23 protein-coding genes are annotated in these 17,506 nt (G+C 62.6%); 9 read left to right on the top strand and 14 right to left on the bottom strand.

Going from position 1 to position 17,506, the window contains the following annotated elements; translation table 11 throughout:
* Positions 1 to 69 precede the first annotated feature (69 nt).
* Positions 70 to 921: a hypothetical protein gene (locus OHD62_RS20335; RefSeq protein WP_263785362.1), complete on the bottom strand. Its 852-nt coding sequence runs from the start codon at positions 919 to 921 to the stop codon at positions 70 to 72.
* Between the two features lie 86 nt (positions 922 to 1,007).
* Between OHD62_RS20335 and OHD62_RS20340 the strand changes: the two genes are divergently transcribed.
* From OHD62_RS20340 to groL, 3 genes are all read left to right on the top strand, one after another.
* Positions 1,008 to 1,805 (top strand): class I SAM-dependent methyltransferase, encoded by a 798-nt coding sequence (locus OHD62_RS20340; protein WP_263785364.1) that lies wholly within the window; start codon positions 1,008 to 1,010, stop codon positions 1,803 to 1,805.
* A 204-nt stretch (positions 1,806 to 2,009) separates the two neighbouring features.
* Complete coding sequence (gene groES, locus OHD62_RS20345; RefSeq protein ID WP_006203049.1) at positions 2,010 to 2,306, top strand: co-chaperone GroES; 297 nt, start codon at positions 2,010 to 2,012, stop codon at positions 2,304 to 2,306.
* A 62-nt stretch (positions 2,307 to 2,368) separates the two neighbouring features.
* The gene (groL, locus tag OHD62_RS20350) at positions 2,369 to 4,021 is read left to right on the top strand and encodes a chaperonin GroEL (protein ID WP_263785604.1); all 1,653 of its coding nucleotides are present in this window, start codon (positions 2,369 to 2,371) and stop codon (positions 4,019 to 4,021) included.
* 210 nt (positions 4,022 to 4,231) lie between these two features.
* On the opposite strand, the gene OHD62_RS20355 is transcribed toward groL, so the two are convergent.
* Positions 4,232 to 4,834, bottom strand: a complete 603-nt coding sequence (locus tag OHD62_RS20355) for a TetR/AcrR family transcriptional regulator (protein WP_263785606.1) — start codon at positions 4,832 to 4,834, stop codon at positions 4,232 to 4,234.
* Between the two features lie 103 nt (positions 4,835 to 4,937).
* Between OHD62_RS20355 and OHD62_RS20360 the strand changes: the two genes are divergently transcribed.
* Together OHD62_RS20360 and OHD62_RS20365 are read left to right on the top strand one after the other, a co-directional pair.
* Complete coding sequence (locus OHD62_RS20360) at positions 4,938 to 5,375, top strand: OsmC family protein (RefSeq protein WP_263785608.1); 438 nt, start codon at positions 4,938 to 4,940, stop codon at positions 5,373 to 5,375.
* A gap of 15 nt (positions 5,376 to 5,390) precedes the next feature.
* Complete coding sequence (locus OHD62_RS20365; protein ID WP_263785610.1) at positions 5,391 to 5,777, top strand: nuclear transport factor 2 family protein; 387 nt, start codon at positions 5,391 to 5,393, stop codon at positions 5,775 to 5,777.
* A gap of 11 nt (positions 5,778 to 5,788) precedes the next feature.
* On the opposite strand, the gene OHD62_RS20370 is transcribed toward OHD62_RS20365, so the two are convergent.
* From OHD62_RS20370 to OHD62_RS20415, 10 genes are all read right to left on the bottom strand, one after another.
* A complete protein-coding gene (locus OHD62_RS20370; protein ID WP_263785612.1) occupies positions 5,789 to 6,400 on the bottom strand; it encodes a LysE family translocator in 612 nt (203 codons plus the stop codon).
* A gap of 78 nt (positions 6,401 to 6,478) precedes the next feature.
* Positions 6,479 to 6,862 (bottom strand): YkgJ family cysteine cluster protein, encoded by a 384-nt coding sequence (locus OHD62_RS20375; protein WP_263785615.1) that lies wholly within the window; start codon positions 6,860 to 6,862, stop codon positions 6,479 to 6,481.
* Positions 6,863 to 6,867: 5 nt separating this feature from the next.
* Positions 6,868 to 7,035, bottom strand: a complete 168-nt coding sequence (locus tag OHD62_RS20380) for a hypothetical protein (RefSeq protein WP_263785617.1) — start codon at positions 7,033 to 7,035, stop codon at positions 6,868 to 6,870.
* 1 nt (position 7,036) lies between these two features.
* Complete coding sequence (locus OHD62_RS20385) at positions 7,037 to 7,444, bottom strand: hypothetical protein (RefSeq protein WP_263785619.1); 408 nt, start codon at positions 7,442 to 7,444, stop codon at positions 7,037 to 7,039.
* The gene (locus tag OHD62_RS20390) at positions 7,444 to 7,671 is read right to left on the bottom strand and encodes a hypothetical protein (RefSeq protein ID WP_263785621.1); all 228 of its coding nucleotides are present in this window, start codon (positions 7,669 to 7,671) and stop codon (positions 7,444 to 7,446) included. The genes OHD62_RS20385 and OHD62_RS20390 overlap by 1 nt, the downstream gene beginning before the upstream one ends.
* 241 nt (positions 7,672 to 7,912) lie before the next feature.
* Positions 7,913 to 8,122 (bottom strand): cold-shock protein, encoded by a 210-nt coding sequence (locus OHD62_RS20395; RefSeq protein WP_010915421.1) that lies wholly within the window; start codon positions 8,120 to 8,122, stop codon positions 7,913 to 7,915.
* A gap of 86 nt (positions 8,123 to 8,208) precedes the next feature.
* On the bottom strand, positions 8,209 to 8,412 hold the full coding sequence (locus OHD62_RS20400; protein ID WP_263785797.1) for a hypothetical protein: 204 nt from the start codon (positions 8,410 to 8,412) through the stop codon (positions 8,209 to 8,211).
* 148 nt (positions 8,413 to 8,560) lie between these two features.
* On the bottom strand, positions 8,561 to 9,316 hold the full coding sequence (locus OHD62_RS20405; protein WP_263785799.1) for an SDR family NAD(P)-dependent oxidoreductase: 756 nt from the start codon (positions 9,314 to 9,316) through the stop codon (positions 8,561 to 8,563).
* 68 nt (positions 9,317 to 9,384) lie between these two features.
* Positions 9,385 to 10,059, bottom strand: a complete 675-nt coding sequence (locus tag OHD62_RS20410; protein ID WP_263785801.1) for a glutathione S-transferase family protein — start codon at positions 10,057 to 10,059, stop codon at positions 9,385 to 9,387.
* Between the two features lie 84 nt (positions 10,060 to 10,143).
* Positions 10,144 to 11,586, bottom strand: a complete 1,443-nt coding sequence (locus tag OHD62_RS20415) for a patatin-like phospholipase family protein (RefSeq protein ID WP_263785802.1) — start codon at positions 11,584 to 11,586, stop codon at positions 10,144 to 10,146.
* Between the two features lie 162 nt (positions 11,587 to 11,748).
* On the opposite strand from OHD62_RS20415, the gene OHD62_RS20420 reads away from it, so the two are divergent.
* Complete coding sequence (locus OHD62_RS20420; protein WP_263785804.1) at positions 11,749 to 11,937, top strand: CsbD family protein; 189 nt, start codon at positions 11,749 to 11,751, stop codon at positions 11,935 to 11,937.
* 117 nt (positions 11,938 to 12,054) lie between these two features.
* Here the strand turns inward: OHD62_RS20420 and OHD62_RS20425 are convergent, their stop codons facing one another.
* Positions 12,055 to 13,182 carry a metallophosphoesterase gene (locus OHD62_RS20425; protein WP_263785806.1) on the bottom strand — a complete coding sequence of 376 codons (1,128 nt, stop codon included), beginning with the start codon at positions 13,180 to 13,182 and terminating at the stop codon, positions 12,055 to 12,057.
* 132 nt (positions 13,183 to 13,314) lie between these two features.
* On the opposite strand from OHD62_RS20425, the gene OHD62_RS20430 reads away from it, so the two are divergent.
* Positions 13,315 to 13,908, top strand: a complete 594-nt coding sequence (locus tag OHD62_RS20430) for a hypothetical protein (RefSeq protein WP_263785808.1) — start codon at positions 13,315 to 13,317, stop codon at positions 13,906 to 13,908.
* Between the two features lie 47 nt (positions 13,909 to 13,955).
* Here the strand turns inward: OHD62_RS20430 and OHD62_RS20435 are convergent, their stop codons facing one another.
* Entirely contained in the window at positions 13,956 to 14,576 is a 621-nt protein-coding gene (locus OHD62_RS20435) for a TetR/AcrR family transcriptional regulator (RefSeq protein WP_263785812.1), read from the bottom strand.
* Between the two features lie 148 nt (positions 14,577 to 14,724).
* On the opposite strand from OHD62_RS20435, the gene OHD62_RS20440 reads away from it, so the two are divergent.
* On the top strand, positions 14,725 to 15,492 hold the full coding sequence (locus OHD62_RS20440; protein WP_263785814.1) for an NIPSNAP family protein: 768 nt from the start codon (positions 14,725 to 14,727) through the stop codon (positions 15,490 to 15,492).
* A 562-nt stretch (positions 15,493 to 16,054) separates the two neighbouring features.
* The gene (gene fumC, locus OHD62_RS20445) at positions 16,055 to 17,452 is read left to right on the top strand and encodes a class II fumarate hydratase (RefSeq protein WP_263785816.1); all 1,398 of its coding nucleotides are present in this window, start codon (positions 16,055 to 16,057) and stop codon (positions 17,450 to 17,452) included.
* Positions 17,453 to 17,506: the final 54 nt, after the last annotated feature.

Raw genomic sequence — 17,506 nt, forward strand, 5'->3', positions numbered from 1 at the left:
CAGAATCAATCATTTATTTGACTTAGTCAAGTATCTGGAGGCAGGGCCAGAACATCGCGATTTGGACGATTATCCGAATTGCCGGATCAGCCCCTCGAAACCATCGGCCAGATGAGCGGCGCCGGCCGCGAACATCTTCACCAGGTTCTTGGGGCGCCCAGGGGTCTTGTTGGCATCGAGCAGCACGGCCCTGCCCTCATGCATGACGAAATCGAACTTGCCGTAGTCGAAGCCAAGTTCGCGTCGCAGCTCGCGTATTTCCTGGGGAACAGGCACCGGCTCGCGGCGGATCGTTTCGGACGCCTTGACCAGGGCATTCGGCGAGATGTAGCGGGTGCATCGTTCGCTCTCGCCGCAAAACACCCAGAACCGCGCCGCGAAGCCGTCTGGCTCCCTTTCCGGAATGAACTTTTCCACGACCAGATCATCGCGCTCGAAGGCGCCATCCGGAACATCGCCTAGGGAATCATAGACCTCATATGGCTGCAGTGCCGGCACGTCCGGAAAAGGCGGTGGTTTGCCAGCCCGCTCCGAACGCCGATTGAGGAACCTCTCCGGAATGCCCTGATTGTTGAGATTGCTTTTGACAATGACCGGGCCTTGCCAGGCGTCTCCCTCCTCCACCAGCGCTCCGCTGACCCGTCGCTTGGATATGTCGGCCGTCCCGGCATTGAGGCAGAATGGAAAACTTCGGGCATAGTCGAGGTATTCCGCCGGCGTTATCGTCGCATCGACATGCAGAACGGCGATGTCGGCGCTGGATGTCTTAGACAGACCTTGCTCGATCCGCACCGAGTGGCCGCGTCTTTTCAGCGCCCCTAGAACGTCGAAAAGCAGATAAGGGCTGTCCCTGCGCAGCAGGATATCGCGCTTGCCCGCGAACTGGTCGTGTTCGTGCGTTATGACGATGATCCGCGCCACGAGTATCTCCGCTTGGCTTGCCTGTCCATTTCCATTAAGCGGCTATGGGCAATGGACGCCAGACTTCTTTGGTCCGACGGGCTTGCATGACAAATCACTGGGACAATTATCACCGTCACTGGACGCTTCTGGGCGCGCCACTCCGGCCGACCCCGGAGACTGTCGGCATTGTCGAACGCGCGCTTGATCTGGACGAGGCGGACGTTCTCCTGCTGGGCGTTACGCCGGAGCTGGCCGGTCTCGGCAAGACGATGCTGGCCATCGATGGATCCGCCGCCATGGTTTCCGGCGTATGGCCGGGCGACAGTGCTGGCCGCAGGGCGATCACCGGGAATTGGCTCGACCTTCCGCTCAGCAGAGCCAGCGTCGGCGCGGTGATCGGCGACGGCTGCCTGACGGTCGTCGATTCCGCGCAGGCCCGCCATGCCCTGCTCGGCGAGGTCGCCAGAGTGCTGAAGCCCGAAGGGAGCGCGGTGATCCGCGTTTTCGCCGGCCTCGAGGCTTTCGAGGATCTGGCTGATATCAAGGCCGAGGCTTTGGCCGGCGAGATCGGGAATTTCCACGCGCTCAAATGGCGTATCGCGATGGCGTGTGCGACAAGCGATGCCGATCGCGCCATAAAAGTGCAAGCGATCCGCGACGCTTTTGACAAGACCTTCCCGGACCGCGAAGCCCTTGCCGCACGAACGGGCTGGAGCATGGCCTCGATCGGCACGATCGATGTCTATGCGGGTTCGGAAACGACCTATTGCTTCGCGACGCTGGCCATGCTGATCAATGAGGCGCGCGACTGGTTCGGCGACGTCCACGTCGTCCCGAGCGGCTCCTATCCGCTGGCGGAACGATGCCCGCTTCTGATGCTTGAATCGCCGAAGCGCCGGTAAGGACATTATCGGCGGCGGGCATGATCTCGATTTGGCTTCCGCCAGCCTTGACTCTCGCAAGCCGCCGGCCTATCTCACCGCCACGTTAGCACTCGCCAATGGTGAGTGCTAACCAAGTGCCCGGCTCCGCCGGACGTTTATTAGTTTGTCCGGCTCCGCCGGACGGAGGAACTGTTCTCACCAGTCTCATTCGAGGAAGAAAAAATGGCAAAGTCGAAGTTCCGCCCGCTTCATGACCGTGTGGTCGTACGCCGGGTCGAATCCGAATCCAAGACCGCCGGCGGGATCATCATCCCGGATACGGCGAAGGAAAAGCCGCAGGAAGGCGAGATCATCGCTGTCGGCTCCGGCGCCCGCGACGAAGCCGGCAAGCTCGTGCCGCTGGACGTCAAGGCCGGCGACCGCATCCTGTTCGGCAAGTGGTCGGGCACCGAAGTCAAGCTCAATGGCGAGGACCTTCTGATCATGAAGGAATCCGACATCATGGGCATCATCGGCTGATCATCGGCCTCACCTTCATTTAAATCTTCGGGCTCGATCCGAGCCTCTGCCAGGAGTTAAACATGGCTGCCAAAGACGTAAAATTCTCCCGCGATGCCCGTGAGCGCATGCTGCGCGGCGTCAACATCCTCGCCGACGCGGTGAAGGTCACGCTCGGCCCCAAGGGCCGCAACGTCGTCATCGACAAGTCGTTCGGCGCCCCGCGCATCACCAAGGACGGCGTCACCGTCGCCAAGGAAATCGAGCTTGAGGACAAGTTCGAGAACATGGGCGCGCAGATGGTCCGCGAAGTCGCTTCCAAGACCAACGATATCGCCGGCGACGGCACCACGACCGCGACCGTTCTGGCGCAGTCGATCGTCCAGGAAGGCCACAAGGCGGTTGCCGCCGGCATGAACCCAATGGACCTGAAGCGCGGCATCGACCTCGCCGTCACCGACGTCGTCGCGACGCTGATCAAGAACGCCAAGAAGATCAAGACCTCCGAAGAGGTTGCCCAGGTCGGCACGATCGCTGGCAACGGCGATGCTTCGGTCGGCTCGATGATCGCCGAAGCGATGCAGAAGGTCGGCAATGAGGGCGTCATCACGGTCGAGGAAGCCAAGACCGCCGAGACCGAACTCGAAGTCGTCGAAGGCATGCAGTTCGACCGCGGCTATCTCTCGCCCTACTTTGTCACCAACGCCGACAAGATGGTCGCGGATCTGGAAGACGCCTACATCCTTCTCCACGAGAAGAAGCTCTCCAACCTGCAGGCCATGCTGCCGATCCTCGAGGCTGTCGTACAGACCTCGAAGCCGCTGGTCATCATCTCGGAAGACGTCGAAGGCGAGGCCCTGGCCACGCTGGTCGTCAACAAGCTGCGTGGCGGCCTGAAGATCGCCGCCGTCAAGGCACCGGGCTTCGGTGATCGCCGCAAGGCCATGCTGGAAGACATCGCCATCCTCACCGGTGGCCAGGTCATTTCCGAAGACCTCGGCATCAAGCTCGAGAATGTCGGCCTCAACATGCTCGGCCGCGCCAAGAAGGTGTCGATCTCCAAGGAGAACACCACCATCGTCGACGGCGCCGGCAAGAAGGCCGAGATCCAGGGCCGCGTCGCCCAGATCAAGCAGCAGATCGAGGAGACCACCTCGGACTACGACAAGGAGAAGCTGCAGGAACGTCTCGCCAAGCTGGCGGGCGGCGTTGCGGTGATCCGCGTCGGCGGTGCGACCGAGGTCGAAGTCAAGGAAAAGAAGGACCGCGTCGACGACGCTCTCAACGCGACCCGCGCGGCCGTCGAAGAAGGCATCGTTCCCGGCGGCGGCGTCGCCCTGCTGCGCGCTTCGCTGAACATCAAGGCCACCGGCGCCAACTCCGACCAGACCGCTGGCATCAACATCGTGCGTCGCGCGCTGCAGGCTCCGGCCCGCCAGATCGCGGCCAACGCCGGTGCGGAAGCATCGATCGTTGCTGGCAAGATCCTCGAGAACAAGGGCGCGACCTACGGTTACAACGCCCAGACCGGCGAATATGGCGACATGATCGCCATGGGTATCGTCGACCCGGTCAAGGTCGTGCGCACGGCTCTCCAGGACGCGGCCTCGGTTGCCGGCCTCTTGGTCACCACCGAAGCCATGATCGCCGAGGCTCCCAAGAAGGAGTCGGCTGGCGGCATGCCGGGCGGTATGCCTGGCGGCGGCATGGGCGGCATGGGCGGCATGGACTTCTAATTGCCGAATGATCCCGAAAAGTTGCAGACTTTTCGGACAAGATCATTCGCAATGTGAACTCCATAAAGCACGTCCATCAACCAACATTGCTCAAGCCCGCAAGCGGGCTTGAGCGGCGGTATGGATTTCTAATCCAGCCCCTGTCAGCTTTAATTACGGAAAGGGCGCTGAAAGGCGCCCTTTTTTGCCTACACCTCGGTCACTTATTCCTCACACGGCCGCATCAGCGCGCCGCCGCGCTTGGCCGGCAAGCACGGCGGCTTCGATCAGCGCCGCGACCTCGTCGGCCACCGCCAGCACCGGGGCACGGTCGCGGGTGGCGCGCGCGATCACCATCAGCCCTTCCAGCGAGGATTCGACAAGCAGCGCCAGAACGTGCGCGCGGCGCTCCGGCACCCCTGCCCTGACGAAGGCCTCCCGCAGCAGGCCTATCCATTGCTCGAAGGCCGTGCGGCACAGTTCCGCCAGTTCCGGCGTCGGCGAATCCAGCACGACAGGTGCGATCGGACAGCCGATTGAGAACTGGCTGTCCTCCAGCATGCGCGCCACCGACTGATAGATATGATGAACGGCCACCGCCGGATCGCGCTCGGCGGCGAGCGCCTCGGTGAGCCCCTCCGTCACCCTGGCGATGCTGTCGCGCGTCACCTCGATGACCAACTGGTCCTTGCCGCCCGGAAAATGGAAGTAGAGCGAGCCACGTGGTGCTGCGCTGGCGCTCAATATGTCGTTGAGCGAGGTGCCGTGATAGCCCCGCTGCCTCAGCAGCAGTCCAGTCGTCTCGAGTATGCGGGTCCGGGTGTCTTTTGCCATGTCAGCCTCTGTCAGGAGACATCATTATAGGCCTTGTCGAGAATATGACAACCGGTCTATATAATATGTAGATCGGTCCATATATATCGGAAGGAGAGATCCAATGACAATCCGTGAAGCCTCGGCCGAATGGCAAGGCACGCTGAAGGAAGGCTCGGGACGCTTGCGGCTCGGCAGCGGCGTCTTCGAAGGCGCCTATTCGTTTCCGTCGCGTTTCGAGAATGGCCCCGGCACCAACCCGGAAGAGCTGATCGCCGCCGCGCATGCCGGCTGCTTCTCGATGGCGCTGACCGCCATCCTCGGCCGGGACGGCCATATCCCGCACAGCATCCGCACCATCGCCAAGGTGCATCTCGGTGCGACCGAGGCGGGGCCGACGATCACGCGCATCGAGCTCGAAACCGAGGCGGAAATCGCGGATCTCGCGGAAGACGAATTCGAGCGCCTTGCGCAGTCCGCCAAGGCAGGCTGCCTCGTCTCGCGCGCGCTGGCCGGCGTGCCCCGGATCACGCTCAAGGCCACGCTCGTCAAGGGTAAATGAAACCAGGAAATGAAGATGACACAGGAGCTTATCATGGACAGGGCTGCGAACGAGCTGTCCGGGCAAACGGCAGAGATCATGCGGCGCTTCAACGACGTGTTCCAGCGCCACGACCCGTCGGCGCTCGCCGAGCTGGTGGCTGAGGATTGCGTAATCGAGAACACCGTGCCGGCGCCGGATGGCGCCCGCCACACAGGCCGCGAAGCCTGCGTCGGGTTGTGGTCGGCGATCGCCACCCAGGCCGGCACCCGCTTCGACCTCGAAGAAACCTTCGTCGCTGGCGAGCGGGCGACAATCCGCTGGCGCTATTTCATGGCCGACGGCAATTCCGTCCGCGGCGTCAACCTGATGCGTGTTGCCGGCGGGCGGATCGTCGAGGCGATGGGCTACGTCAAGGGGTAGCGCCGGCTGCGCTACCTCTCAGCCAGCGCCAGCTTGGCGCCAAGCATGACGAAGGCGCCGGCGAAGGTGCGGCGCATCCAGGTCAGCACTTTTGGCCGCGACACAACATGGCTGCGGATCGAGGCGGCGAAAATGCCGTAACCGACAAAGACGACGAAGGTCAAAAGCATGAAGACGCTCGAGAGTTCGAGCATCTTCGACAGCGCATGCGGCTCGGTGGTGCTGACGAATTGCGGCAGGAAGGCGAAGAAGAAGATCGACAGTTTCGGATTGAGGATGTTGATCAGTATGCCGGAGGTGATCACCTTGCCGGCCGAGCGTGGCGCTACATTCTGCTCGACGCTCAAGCCGCCCGTTTCCTTCAACGTGTTCCAGGCCATGTAGAGCAGGTAGGCGACGCCCAGATATTTCAGCGTCTCGAAGGCGACCGCGCTGGTGTGCAGCAGCGCGGCCAGCCCGGTGATGGCGGCCGCCATATGCGGGATGATGCCCAGCGTGCAGCCGAAAGCGGCAATGACGCTGGCTCTGGCACCACGCGAAAGACCGGCGCTCAGCGTATAGAGAACGCCGGTGCCGGGCGAGGCCACGACAATCAGCGACGTCAACAGAAATTCGATGCTCACGATTGATCCTCCGCTGCCCTGCCTGCCGGCAAGGTAGCTAGCCAGGGCACGCCGCACAAGCGGGGCTAGAAGACCGTGCTAGAGCGGCAGCCCATGTGCTTGGCGCGCCATCAGGCAATCGTCGCCGCCGGGCATGCAGGCTTGGCAGACATCCGGGCGGAGTTCGTAGATACCGCAAGCAGTGTGCTTGCCGACCTCACCGGAGAGCGCCGAGCAGCGCACGCCGTCGCAGCGCATGCCAGATTCATCGGCCGCGACATATTTTTGCGGGATCCGGTCGAGCTGCGCGTCATCCTCAGTGGAAAAGCGCGGCCATTCGGCCGAATAGGAGCAGCAGGCGCCACAGCTCTGGCAGTCAAAAAGAGAGGCGGCGGCAGCCTCCTGCAGGGAAGAAAAGTCCGTGGCGATCGCGACGGCAAGCTGCCCTGGCCGGACAGGATTGCGATCGGCGTTGCGCGGCAAGGCTGCTATTTCTTCTTCTTGGTTTTGCGCGACGGCACTTCGGCCGGCGTTTCGAACAGATCGATCGCGGCCTCGGCGGCTTCGCCTGCTTTCAGGGCGGCGGCCGGCTTGGCCGGCTTTGCGGCGGCAGCGGGTGCTGGCGGCTGGTCCTTGGCGGAAAACTTGATGGCCATATCAATCCTCGTCGGCGAAACGCGATGACGGCGCGCGCGGATTGCGCAGGCGCCCGATCAGCGCCGAGACCGCCGTGATGTTCATTTCCTCCGGCGACCAATTCCTGGCCTCCGCGATATGATGCGGCGCCAGCTCGCGATGCGTGCTGCCGCTATAGGCGGCATCCTGATAGGTCTCACGCTCACGGGTCTTGGCATTTTCCCGCGCATATTCGATCAGATAGTTCGGGGCCTCGGCTCGGCCGCGCACGCCGACCCGCACCTGGGCGTCGCCATGGGCGCGCTTGCAGCGCTCCAGCTTTTCCAGCACACGCCGGACATATTCGACCGGCTTGTCCAGGGCACCGACCATGTCGGCGATGGTCGCATCGGCGGCGATCGGGGTTTGCGGCACGCGCTTGGTGGCCATCAACGTCTGCCCGCGCGTTTCGGCGAGGCGGCAAGGGCCGCGGCGGCAGCCATGTCTTCGGCTTCCCTCTCCAGACGCAGTTCGCGCAGCCGGGCCGTCTTGGCTTCCCGGGCCTGGCTGACTGCATCCTGCTCGGAAATGATGCGGTTAAGCGACATGGATTGGGTGCGGGTCTTGCTGAAAATGGATTCGGCCTGATCGCGGGATTTGTTCGAAGGGGCGGTCAAAGTCTTCCTCCTGTCCGGAGCGTGATGCCGAAACATGCAAGACCGGTCTTTCGGCCAAGACCAGGCACAAAGCAATACGGCGTCGGATTCAAATTGTCTAAACGTCTTAGCACATCCAGGCGGACGGGCGGTGCTCTTTTGATCTGTGCCTGAAACGGAAAAAGGCCAGGCATTGCCTGACCCCTCCTCCGCCAATCACCGGTGCCAGTACATCCGTGGTCACCGGCGAGGCTGAATCGTTTTACGCCGCTTTCAACTGGTCGGCCGACATCTTGCCCGACTTGTTGTCGCGGACCATCTCGTAGCCGAGCTTCTGGCCTTCGACGATATCGCGCATGCCGGCGCGCTCGACGGCCGAGATGTGGACGAAAACGTCTGCCGAGCCATCGTCAGGCTGAATAAAACCAAAACCCTTTGTAGCGTTGAACCATTTAACTGTGCCGGTGGACATGAAGAACCCTTTCCCTGGCAAATATTCGTTCGCCGTCGCGCGACTGCACAACAGCGTTTGTCTCGATTTTTGATGGGAGAAGTTCGTCAAAGGCGCGCATGCGTGCGCGGATAACAAAAGTCGGTCAAACAAATATCGACAAACTTCTTATAGACTTCTTTTGACACCGTGTCAATTTTTGGTTTCGCCGCCCGGCGAACAGGGTCACCGCGAGCTTGTCCCAGCAGTGGCCCAACGACGGATCTGGCCGGCGTCAGCGCCCCAAAAAAATCGCGCCTGCCGGGAACCATTTTAGCATCCGTGCATTTTGCGTATCGTCAGCAGTTCATGAGAGCAATCCAGGAAAGGCTGACACAAAGGACGCCTCCCGTGCAATAAAACGCGCGAGGGGCGTTCTTGTATGGGCCGAACAAATCGTTGTAGCGAAAGCCGAGCTGCTCAGCGTTCCTGATCGGTCGGGCGGATGACGATCTCGTTGACGTTGACGCGCGGGTGCTGGCTCACCGCGTAGAGGATGGCGGCCGCTATATCCTCGGCGGTCAGCGCCTCCATGGTGGCGAGCCGCTTGCCCAGATCGGCCTTGAACGCCGCATTGGTGATGTGGTCGCCAAGCTCGGTGCGCACCAGGCCGGGTTCGATGACGGTGACGCGGACCTTGTCGGCATAGACTTCGCGGCGCAGCGATTCGGAAAAGCCGACGACGCCGAACTTGGTCGCGGCATAGCCGCTGGCGCCGGGATTGGCGACGCGGCCGGCGACCGACGAGACATTGACGATATGGCCTTTGGCCGCCTTCAGATGCGGAAGTGCCGCCTTGGTGACGCCCATCAGCGCCAGCAGATTGAGCTCGACCATGCGGCGCCAGTCGTCGAGTGTCGCTTCCGCCGCAGACGACAAAAGCATGATACCGGCATTGTTGACGAGGATGTCGAGACGGCCCCAATCGGAAACGACCTTATCGACCATGGCGGTAACATCGCCGGCGTTGGTGACGTCGGCCTCGATGCGAAGGGCCGTGCCACCGGCCTTCTCGATGCGTGCGGCCAGCGCTTCGAGGCGATCAACGCGGCGGGCGGCAACCGCCACCTTTGCCCCGGCGGCGGCGAGTGCGGCGGCCGTTGCCTCGCCGATGCCCGATGATGCGCCGGTGACGAGGCCGACCTTGCCGGCAAGTGGGGAATTAGCGGATGTCATGAGAAATCTCCAAGTGCCCGGCCCGCCCCTTCAGATAGGTCGCGAACGGCATTCTTGAAGTCCCGTCATCAGTCCTGTTCGTGTGGGCCAGGCTCTGGCCAGGTCTCCTTGGCAGCCTCCGCATACCAGTGCCGCATCGCCGGCGTCGCCAGCACGGCGTCGACATAGGCGCGGGTGACTGGCGCCAGCTCGCCACCATAAGTGTCGAAGCGGGTGACGATTGGCGCGTACATCGCATCGGCCGCGGTAAAATGACCGAACAGGAACGGCCCGCCCTTGCCATATTGCTCCCGGCACTGGCGCCAGATCGCCTCGATGCGCGTCCGTTGCGCTTCGCCTTCGGCATCGAGCAGCTTGTGAGCTTTTGGCCGGCGCAGATTCATCGGCCAGCCATAACGCACTTCGCGAAAGCCGGAATGCATCTCGGTCGCCACCGAGCGCGCCAGTGCGCGGGCTTCGATATCGACCGGCCACAACTTCTTCTCAGGATAGAGATCGGCAAGGTATTCAAGGATCGCAAGGGTTTCCCAGATGATCCTGGCCCCGCCATTCGACAGTTTGTGATTCAGCACCGGTACCAGCCCGGTGGGAGATACCTTGGCCAGGTTGGCAGCGGTTTGCGGCGTGCGCAGGCGCACGAAACCCTCCTCGAACGGGATCTCCAGATGCTTCATCGCCACCCATGGCCTGAGCGACCATGACGAAAAGCATTTGTTGCCGATGAAGAGTGTGAATTCAGCCAAGGTGGTCTCTCCGTGTTGAGCGCGTTGGCTTATCGCATCGGCCCGAAAATCGGAATCGATTTTCGGAAGTGGCCGCACGTCGCTCTAATCTGCCTGTGCCGCAGCTATTTGTGCTGCCGGTGCGACACCGGTGCGAGCACGAATGGCAGCGACCGCCTTGGCGATATCCGCATTGACCAGGACCGCCTTGCGGCCGGCCTCAATGGTGAGATCGACCTGCTCGACCGGCAGCCTCAGCCTGGTCGGGATGGCGTTCAGCTTGACCTCCGTTGCCTTGTCGACATCGGCGAAGGACAGATGCTGGACCACGAGCCGGACATCGCGGCAGTTCCAGCCGGCCGCCGAGCCGCGATAGGCGGAGACGGTCGAGGCAGGCAGGCCGCAGCGATAGCGGACGAGTTCGCCTTTCCATTGCGAGACAGCCAGCGTCAGCGCATCGAATTCGTCGCGCACCGAGGCGGCGAGCGTGGTGCTGGTCGTGACGTCGAGCAGTTCGCTGGCCTTCGGCCCGTGCAGCGACTTGGCCCAGCTGCGGTCGCTGCCACTGCCGGCATCAGCGACGATGAAGAGCAGCGTCGTCAGCCGAACGGCGGCCGACGGCGACAGCGGGCCGTAAGGCGTACCGGCGGCGTAGCGTTCGAGCGCGAAGCCGGTGACGCCGATATTGTCTGTCAGGCCACCGTCCAGCAGCTTCACATAGTCGTGCGGGCCGGCATTCTGATAGGCATCGAGCGCGGCGGCGTAAGCCTTCAACCTCAGCGAAGCGTTGTGGTCGGCAAGCGCCTGGCTCAGCCATTGCGGCCGGTGGTAACCGCAATCCGGGCTGGTGGCGGCGACGACGATCGGCGCGAAGACGACCGGCACCGCGGCGGAGGCCGCCACCGCATCGGCAAGCCGCACCTTGTCGAGGTCGCTGCACAGAGCCGCGAAAGTGTCGTAGGTGAACAGGAACGGCGTGCGGTTGTAGATGTCGGTAGCATTGATCCAGACGATAGGGCCGCCGGGCCTGCGGAAAGCGTCGAATGTCGCGCCGTCGAAGAGATGGTCGTTCAGCCATTTGGCGAAGCCGCTGCGGTCGTTGACGCCGCCATAGTAGGCGCGCACGAGATTGACCGGCGAAATCCTTTCCCTGAGGTTGGCTTCCGCGTTCTGGATCAGGAAGCGCTCGCGAAAATCGCGGTAGCCGTCCTTGCCCTTGTAGCCGAAATAGGCAGCAGCCACCGCGCCACCGGACGCACCCGAGATCATCCTGACATCATCGACCAGGGTGCGCCGCCGTGGCTGCTCGTCGATGACGATATCATCCAGCGCCCGCAAGACACCGTAGGAGAAGGCCGCAGCCCTTGTACCACCGCCGGAAAAGGCGAGACCGACCACGGTCGAGCCGTCGTCGCCCGCATCGGGAAGGAAGGTCGGCGACGGCTGGCCGGCTTCGGGCGTGAAGACGTTGATCGGCCCGACATCGTCGGCGACGCAGCCGGCCAGAAGCACGGAGGCCACAACGACACAGACAAGGCGAAACCGCATCGAACTCCCCCAGCCTGCCCTCACACGCAAGCCGGGGCAGAACCTAGCCGCATTGCCGCGTCCGGCGCAACCGGTCGCCTTGTAACAGATTGCAAGGCATGGAACCGAAGTCGCACCGACCCGTTTGCCCTTTGCGGACGAAATCCCCGAAAATCCCAGGAGATGCGGACAATGGTGAACAAGGATCAGGTTGCGGGCGTGGCCAAGCAGGTCAAGGGCTCGGTCAAGCAAACCGCCGGCAAGGCCACCGGCAACCGGCAGACCGAGGCCGAGGGCGCAGCCGACAAGATGGCCGGCAAGGTGCAGAAGGCCTATGGCGACGTGAAGGACAAGGTGAAGAAGGCGCTCTGATTAGGTATTTGCCCCACGGCGACAACGAAGGCGGCTTAGGCTGCCTTTTTTGTTATGCTTCTTGTTCCTGTGCATGTCGTTATCGCAAAACCGCTGTGCACTTTTGCGCGACATGCACTAGAAGCTCTTTGAGAAAGCGTTGGTGAAGGCGACTTCGCCGTGGTCGCCGGTTGCCTCGCCCAGCACCACATCCATGCTGTCATTGGTCACCCGCGCCAGCGCGAAGCCGCCCATATAGGCGGCTTTCGGCTTGAACAGATCGACTCCGTCGGCGCGATAGATCATAGGCACCTCATGCTGGTGGCCGTGAAAGATGGCGATGACATTATAGCCCTTCAGCGTTGCCAGCAGCGCCTGCCGGTCCGCTTCGCTCCACCAGTGCGGCGCGCCGGCGCCATCATCGTCAAAGGTCGTTTTGGCCGGATCCCACCGTTCAATGGAGAAGGTATCCCAGCCATAGTGCTGGAACAGGATGACGGGGCGGCCGTCGCCGGCATAGGTAGCCAGATCCTGCTTCAGCCATGGCAGGCTGGAGACCGCGCCGTGGCCGGTGTCGCCGGCGAAGCGGTGCGTCTGGATAAGATGCAGGCCACCCCAGTCCCAGGAATAGCAGTCGGTGTCGACATCGTATTCGGTCGCCGGCACCGGCGGCTTGAAAAACACGCCCGGGCGGTGGTTGACTTCGACATAGTCGCGCAATTCGCGCCGATACCAGTCGACATGAGGTGGCGGGCCATTCTGGTCGAGATCATGGTTGCCGAGCCCGACATAGACCGGCATATGCACGCGATCGGGGCCGACGCCTTGCTGATAGCGCTGGCTGAACTGGAGAAGCTGCGTGCCCTCGCTTGGCTCTGTGATCTGGCCGCCGCCATCGTCGGTCATGTCACCGCCGACGACGAGGCCAAGCGGCGTGGCGATGCGGCTGCCGGCCGAGCGCAAGCCGGTGGCGACGCCGCCGATTTCGGCAGGCCATTGCTTGTCGCTGATGCCGTTCAAAGCGGCGACACTGCGCAGCAAGGCAGCGTCGGTCTTGCCTTCCTGCTGGCAATTCGGGCTCAAGCCGCTGGCCATGCGACAGGCATGGACATCGGCGATGAACAGGAAAGTGGCGTCGATGGACTGAATGCGCTGCCCGGTCTGACTGAGCGCCGGGCGCGCAACGAAGCCTGCTGCAGCAAACCCTGCCGCTTGCGCCAGGAAGCAGCGCCGGGAGACCGATTTCGACGAGCGGCAATTCTTCATGCACTGAAATTCGCATGACCAGAGCCCTGCCGTCCAGTCTCGCACGGAATTCCCCGGCCATCGACAGCGTGGCGTCAGTCTGGCATTTCTTTCGGACTAACGCCCAAGTTGTGAAGAAGAGAGGAGGCCCTCATGAGAGTTGCCGCCATCGGCATTACACTTGTCAACCTCGCTGCGGCGAGCGCCGCGCACGGCGCCGAATGCATCGACGCCAAGGCCGCCAAGGCCGGTTTCATCCTTTCGAAGCCCGGCATAAGCAGTGAGTTTCGACCCGCGGCTGGCGGAATGATGCATATCGCCAACACATACGAATCCGCCTCGCCGCAGACGCAATTCCTGTTTGGCGGTCTGATTGAGGTGTTTCGCGACAGCAATACAGGTCAGCTTGCGATGATCCCGTTTTCCGATCTCAGAAAGCTGTTTCCGCTCAAGGCAGGGGCGAAAAGCAAGACGATTTTCGTTCGCCTGGCGCCAAACAAGCAGCCGAAAGGCACGGAGACGCTGGAACTCGCCGTCAGAGGCAAGGAGACGTTCAGCCTGGGTTCCTGCAAATACAATGTGCTGGCCGTCAAGGAGACGACAAAGAACCAGGACGGCGAAACACTGGATGAATTCACCGCGCTCTACGCGCCCGACCTGCAGGCCGTTCTCGCCAAACGCTATGACGAGGGCACAAGCGCCGAAAGCGTGGTTGGATATGAGGTGATAAAGCCGCTGGCGAAATAGGGGCTTTGAAGGTGATTGGACAGAGGCAGCGTGCCGTCACCTCGGCATCAAAGGGATCTTGGCGCCAGCAGCACCCGGCGACGTCGCTTCGCTCCGCTCCTGGAGGTTGGGGAAGCTCCCTGCTCCAGCGCGTTCAGGCAATCGCGCAGCACGCCGGCGTCCTGCGCTGTCTTGGCCATCGACATGGCGCCGGAATAGGTAGCCACCGCGAGTGCCGCGAAGCGCTGCGCATCGGTGCCTTGCTCCCCGCCTGCCTGCTGGTCTGCTCCGACCTTGTCGGCGATGGCCTGGCGCCATGCGGCAAAGATGCCGGCAAGGGCGATACGGAAATCCGGATCGGCGAGCGATAATTCATGCGCCAGATTGTTGAGCTGGCAGCCGCGCACGAAACCTTGCCGTTCCAGCTCTGTCGCCACGGCCTCGAACACCGTGCGCACGCCCTCGCGGGCCGAGCCCGCCGCCTGCATCGGCGCGATCCAGGTCTCTTCGACGGCGGCCGCCACCCGCTCCTCGATCACGGCCAGTGCCAGTGCCTTCTTGGTGGGGAAATGGTGGTGCAGCGCGCCACCGGTGACGCCTGCCGCAGCCATCAGGTCGCCGATGCTTGAGGCGTGATAGCCGCGCGCCTGGAACGATGCTTCGGCGACATCGAGCACGCGTTTGCGCATGCCTTCGGGATCGTTGGTGCGTTTTTTGTGCCGCCGTGTTGCGGGAGACTTGTTCTCTGCTGACATCTCCTAGAGATAGCAGATTGACAAAACAGGACAACCGGTCTGTTTTAAAAACAGGATGATCACCCTGTTTTGGAGTCGAGCGATGAACCTGCCCCTGAATGCGCCGCCGAAATCCCGCCTCAACGCCTCGCCTGTCGTCGAACTCAGGCAATATGTGCTGAAACCCGGCCAGCGCGAGACGCTGATCGGCATCTTCGACGGCAAGCTGATCGAGGGCCAGGAGGCGGCCGGGATGACCATCATCGGCCAGTTCCGCGATCTCGACCGCCCCGATATGTTCGTCTGGCTGCGCGGCTTCGACGGCATGGTTGCGAGGAAGGACGCACTGACCGCCTTCTACGGAGGGCCGGTATGGGCTGCCTGGCGCGACGCCGCCAACGCGACGATGATCTCGTCAGACGATGTGTTGTTGCTGAAACCAGCATGGCCAGGCGCTGGCTTCGATCTGCCGGGTTCGCGACGAGCAGGTTTTCCCGGCAACGAAAAGACAAGCGGGGACAGCCGCTTGGCGGACATTGTTGTCATCCGGATTCATCATTTGCGACCGGGCACGGAGACCGATTTTGCCAAAGACTTCGCGACCGAAGCCGTGCCGGTGCTTGATGCACTCGGTGCAAAACTGCTGGGCGCCTTCGTCAGCGAGCATGCCGAGAACAGCTTTCCGCGCCTGCCGGTTCGGGCTGGCGAAAATGTCTTCCTCGCCGTCACCGGTTTCAACAGCATCGAGGCGCATGCCCGCCATGAAGCGGCCCTTGCGGCCTCGCCCGAATGGCAGGCGCTACAAGCAGACCTGGCAAGACCGATCGAGACTTTGCGGCTGTCGCCGACCGCGCAATCGCTGCTCGGTTGAAGTTCATACGCTGAGATAGGCCGACGGCTTGACCTTGGCTGCCGGCATGCGGCGCTCCAGCCGTCACGAGGCGCGACTGGGAGCTGCTTATCTCCCCCCTCGAGGGGGAGATGGCCGGCAGGCCAGAGGGGGTCGCCTCGCGTAGAGCACCAGCCCCTCCTCTGTCGATAAGGAGAGTCGCGCCAAGTCGCACGGACCCCCTCTGTCGCCTTCGGCGACATCTCCCCCTCGAGGGCAGGGCCATCGCATATGGCGCTCCCCCACTCCGTCTCGGCTTCGCCGAGCCACCTCTCCCCCACATTCGTGGGGGAAGAGGAAATGCCAACCGCCGAGGTTGCTGCCTTGAAAAGCTTGGGTTTCCTCTCCCCCATGGACATGGGGGAGAGGTGGCCGCGCAGCGGCCGGAGTGGGGGCTGGCGCTGCCATATGCGATAGCCCTGCCCTCGAGGGGGAGATGCCAGCGCCTTCAACCGATTTGCATCACCGGCGTCCGCAATCTCCGCTTGAAGCCTTTTGTGCAACGCGATACGCCGTTGCCGAATTCGACAGACCGGAGAGACAAGTGAGCGCGCCAAAGACCAGAACCGAAACCGATACATTCGGTCCCATCGAGGTCGCCGCCGACCGTTATTGGGGCGCGCAGGCGCAGCGTTCGCTTGGCAACTTCAAGATCGGCTGGGAAAAGCAACCGGTCTCGATCGTGCGCGCGCTTGGCATCGTCAAGCGGGCGGCTGCCGAAGCCAATATGGAGCTGAAGCGGCTCGATCCGGCGATCGGCAAGGTCATCATCGAAGCCTCGCAGGAGGTCATCGACGGCAAGCTGAACGAGCACTTCCCGCTGGTCGTCTGGCAGACTGGCTCGGGTACGCAGTCCAACATGAACGCCAATGAGGTGATTTCCAACCGGGCGATCGAACTTTTGGGAGGCGTCCTGGGGTCGAAGAAGCCGGTGCACCCCAACGACCATGTCAATATGAGCCAGTCGTCGAATGACACCTATCCGACGGCCATGCATATCGCCTGCGCGGAGCGCATCGTGCACGACCTCTTGCCAGCGCTGAAGCATCTGCACAAAGCACTCGAGGCCAAGACAAAGGCGTTCGCTCACATCATCAAGATCGGCCGCACCCACACCCAGGACGCCACGCCGCTGACGCTTGGCCAGGAATTCTCCGGCTATGCCGCGCAGGTCGCATCGTCGATCAAGCGCATCGAGTTGACGCTGCCCGGCCTGCAGGAACTGGCGCAGGGCGGCACGGCCGTCGGCACCGGGCTCAACGCCCCGGTCGGCTTCGCCGAAAGGGTGGCGGACCGTATCGCCGCCATCACCGGCATCGCTTTCGTCACCGCGCCGAACAAGTTCGAGGCGCTGGCGGCCCATGATTCCATGGTGTTTTCGCATGGCGCCATCAACGCCTGCGCCGGCGCCCTGTTCAAGATCGCCAACGACATCCGTCTGCTCGGCTCCGGCCCGCGCTCCGGCCTCGGCGAATTGTCGCTGCCGGAAAACGAGCCGGGCTCCTCGATCATGCCTGGCAAGGTCAACCCGACCCAGTGCGAGGCGTTGACGCAGGTCTGCATCCAGGTGTTCGGCAACAATGCCGCGGTGACCTTCGCCGGCAGCCAGGGCCATTTCGAGCTCAACGTATACAATCCGCTGATGGCCTATAATTTCTTGCAGTCGGTGCAGCTTCTGGCCGACGCCTCGATCTCGTTCACCGACAATTGCGTCGTCGGCATCGAGGCGCGGGAGGACAATATCAAGGCGGCGCTCAACCGCTCGCTGATGCTGGTGACGGCGCTGGCGCCGACCATCGGCTACGACAACGCCGCCAAGATCGCCAAGACCGCGCACAAGAACGGAACCACGCTGCGCGAGGAGGCTTTGGCCACCGGGCTGGTCAGCGAGGCCGATTACGACCGGCTAGTGCGGCCGGAAGACATGACGCATCCGGGGTAAGCTAGTATCGTCGATGTAACCATGTGAACGATCTGTCGCCAGATCGACGTCTTT

This window comes from Mesorhizobium sp. YC-39 (assembly GCF_025753795.1).
In the GTDB taxonomy this organism is placed as follows: Bacteria; Pseudomonadota; Alphaproteobacteria; order Rhizobiales; family Rhizobiaceae; genus Mesorhizobium.

Excerpts from the sequence above, each read along its gene's own strand:
- OHD62_RS20365 (WP_263785610.1), top strand. The coding sequence starts at position 5,391 with ATGACACAGGAGCTTATCATGGACAGGGCTGCGAACGAGCTGTCCGGG.
- OHD62_RS20405 (WP_263785799.1), bottom strand. The coding sequence starts at position 9,316 with ATGACATCCGCTAATTCCCCACTTGCCGGCAAGGTCGGCCTCGTCACC.
- OHD62_RS20400 (WP_263785797.1), bottom strand. The coding sequence starts at position 8,412 with ATGGTTCCCGGCAGGCGCGATTTTTTTGGGGCGCTGACGCCGGCCAGA.
- groES (WP_006203049.1), top strand. The coding sequence starts at position 2,010 with ATGGCAAAGTCGAAGTTCCGCCCGCTTCATGACCGTGTGGTCGTACGC.
- OHD62_RS20340 (WP_263785364.1), top strand. The coding sequence starts at position 1,008 with ATGACAAATCACTGGGACAATTATCACCGTCACTGGACGCTTCTGGGC.
- OHD62_RS20425 (WP_263785806.1), bottom strand. The coding sequence starts at position 13,182 with ATGAAGAATTGCCGCTCGTCGAAATCGGTCTCCCGGCGCTGCTTCCTG.
- OHD62_RS20395 (WP_010915421.1), bottom strand. The coding sequence starts at position 8,122 with ATGTCCACCGGCACAGTTAAATGGTTCAACGCTACAAAGGGTTTTGGT.
- OHD62_RS20420 (WP_263785804.1), top strand. The coding sequence starts at position 11,749 with ATGCGGACAATGGTGAACAAGGATCAGGTTGCGGGCGTGGCCAAGCAG.
- OHD62_RS20430 (WP_263785808.1), top strand. The coding sequence starts at position 13,315 with ATGAGAGTTGCCGCCATCGGCATTACACTTGTCAACCTCGCTGCGGCG.
- OHD62_RS20435 (WP_263785812.1), bottom strand. The coding sequence starts at position 14,576 with ATGCGCAAACGCGTGCTCGATGTCGCCGAAGCATCGTTCCAGGCGCGC.
- OHD62_RS20355 (WP_263785606.1), bottom strand. The coding sequence starts at position 4,834 with ATGGCAAAAGACACCCGGACCCGCATACTCGAGACGACTGGACTGCTG.
- OHD62_RS20415 (WP_263785802.1), bottom strand. The coding sequence starts at position 11,586 with ATGCGGTTTCGCCTTGTCTGTGTCGTTGTGGCCTCCGTGCTTCTGGCC.
- OHD62_RS20380 (WP_263785617.1), bottom strand. The coding sequence starts at position 7,035 with ATGGCCATCAAGTTTTCCGCCAAGGACCAGCCGCCAGCACCCGCTGCC.
- OHD62_RS20385 (WP_263785619.1), bottom strand. The coding sequence starts at position 7,444 with ATGGCCACCAAGCGCGTGCCGCAAACCCCGATCGCCGCCGATGCGACC.
- OHD62_RS20440 (WP_263785814.1), top strand. The coding sequence starts at position 14,725 with ATGAACCTGCCCCTGAATGCGCCGCCGAAATCCCGCCTCAACGCCTCG.
- OHD62_RS20360 (WP_263785608.1), top strand. The coding sequence starts at position 4,938 with ATGACAATCCGTGAAGCCTCGGCCGAATGGCAAGGCACGCTGAAGGAA.
- groL (WP_263785604.1), top strand. The coding sequence starts at position 2,369 with ATGGCTGCCAAAGACGTAAAATTCTCCCGCGATGCCCGTGAGCGCATG.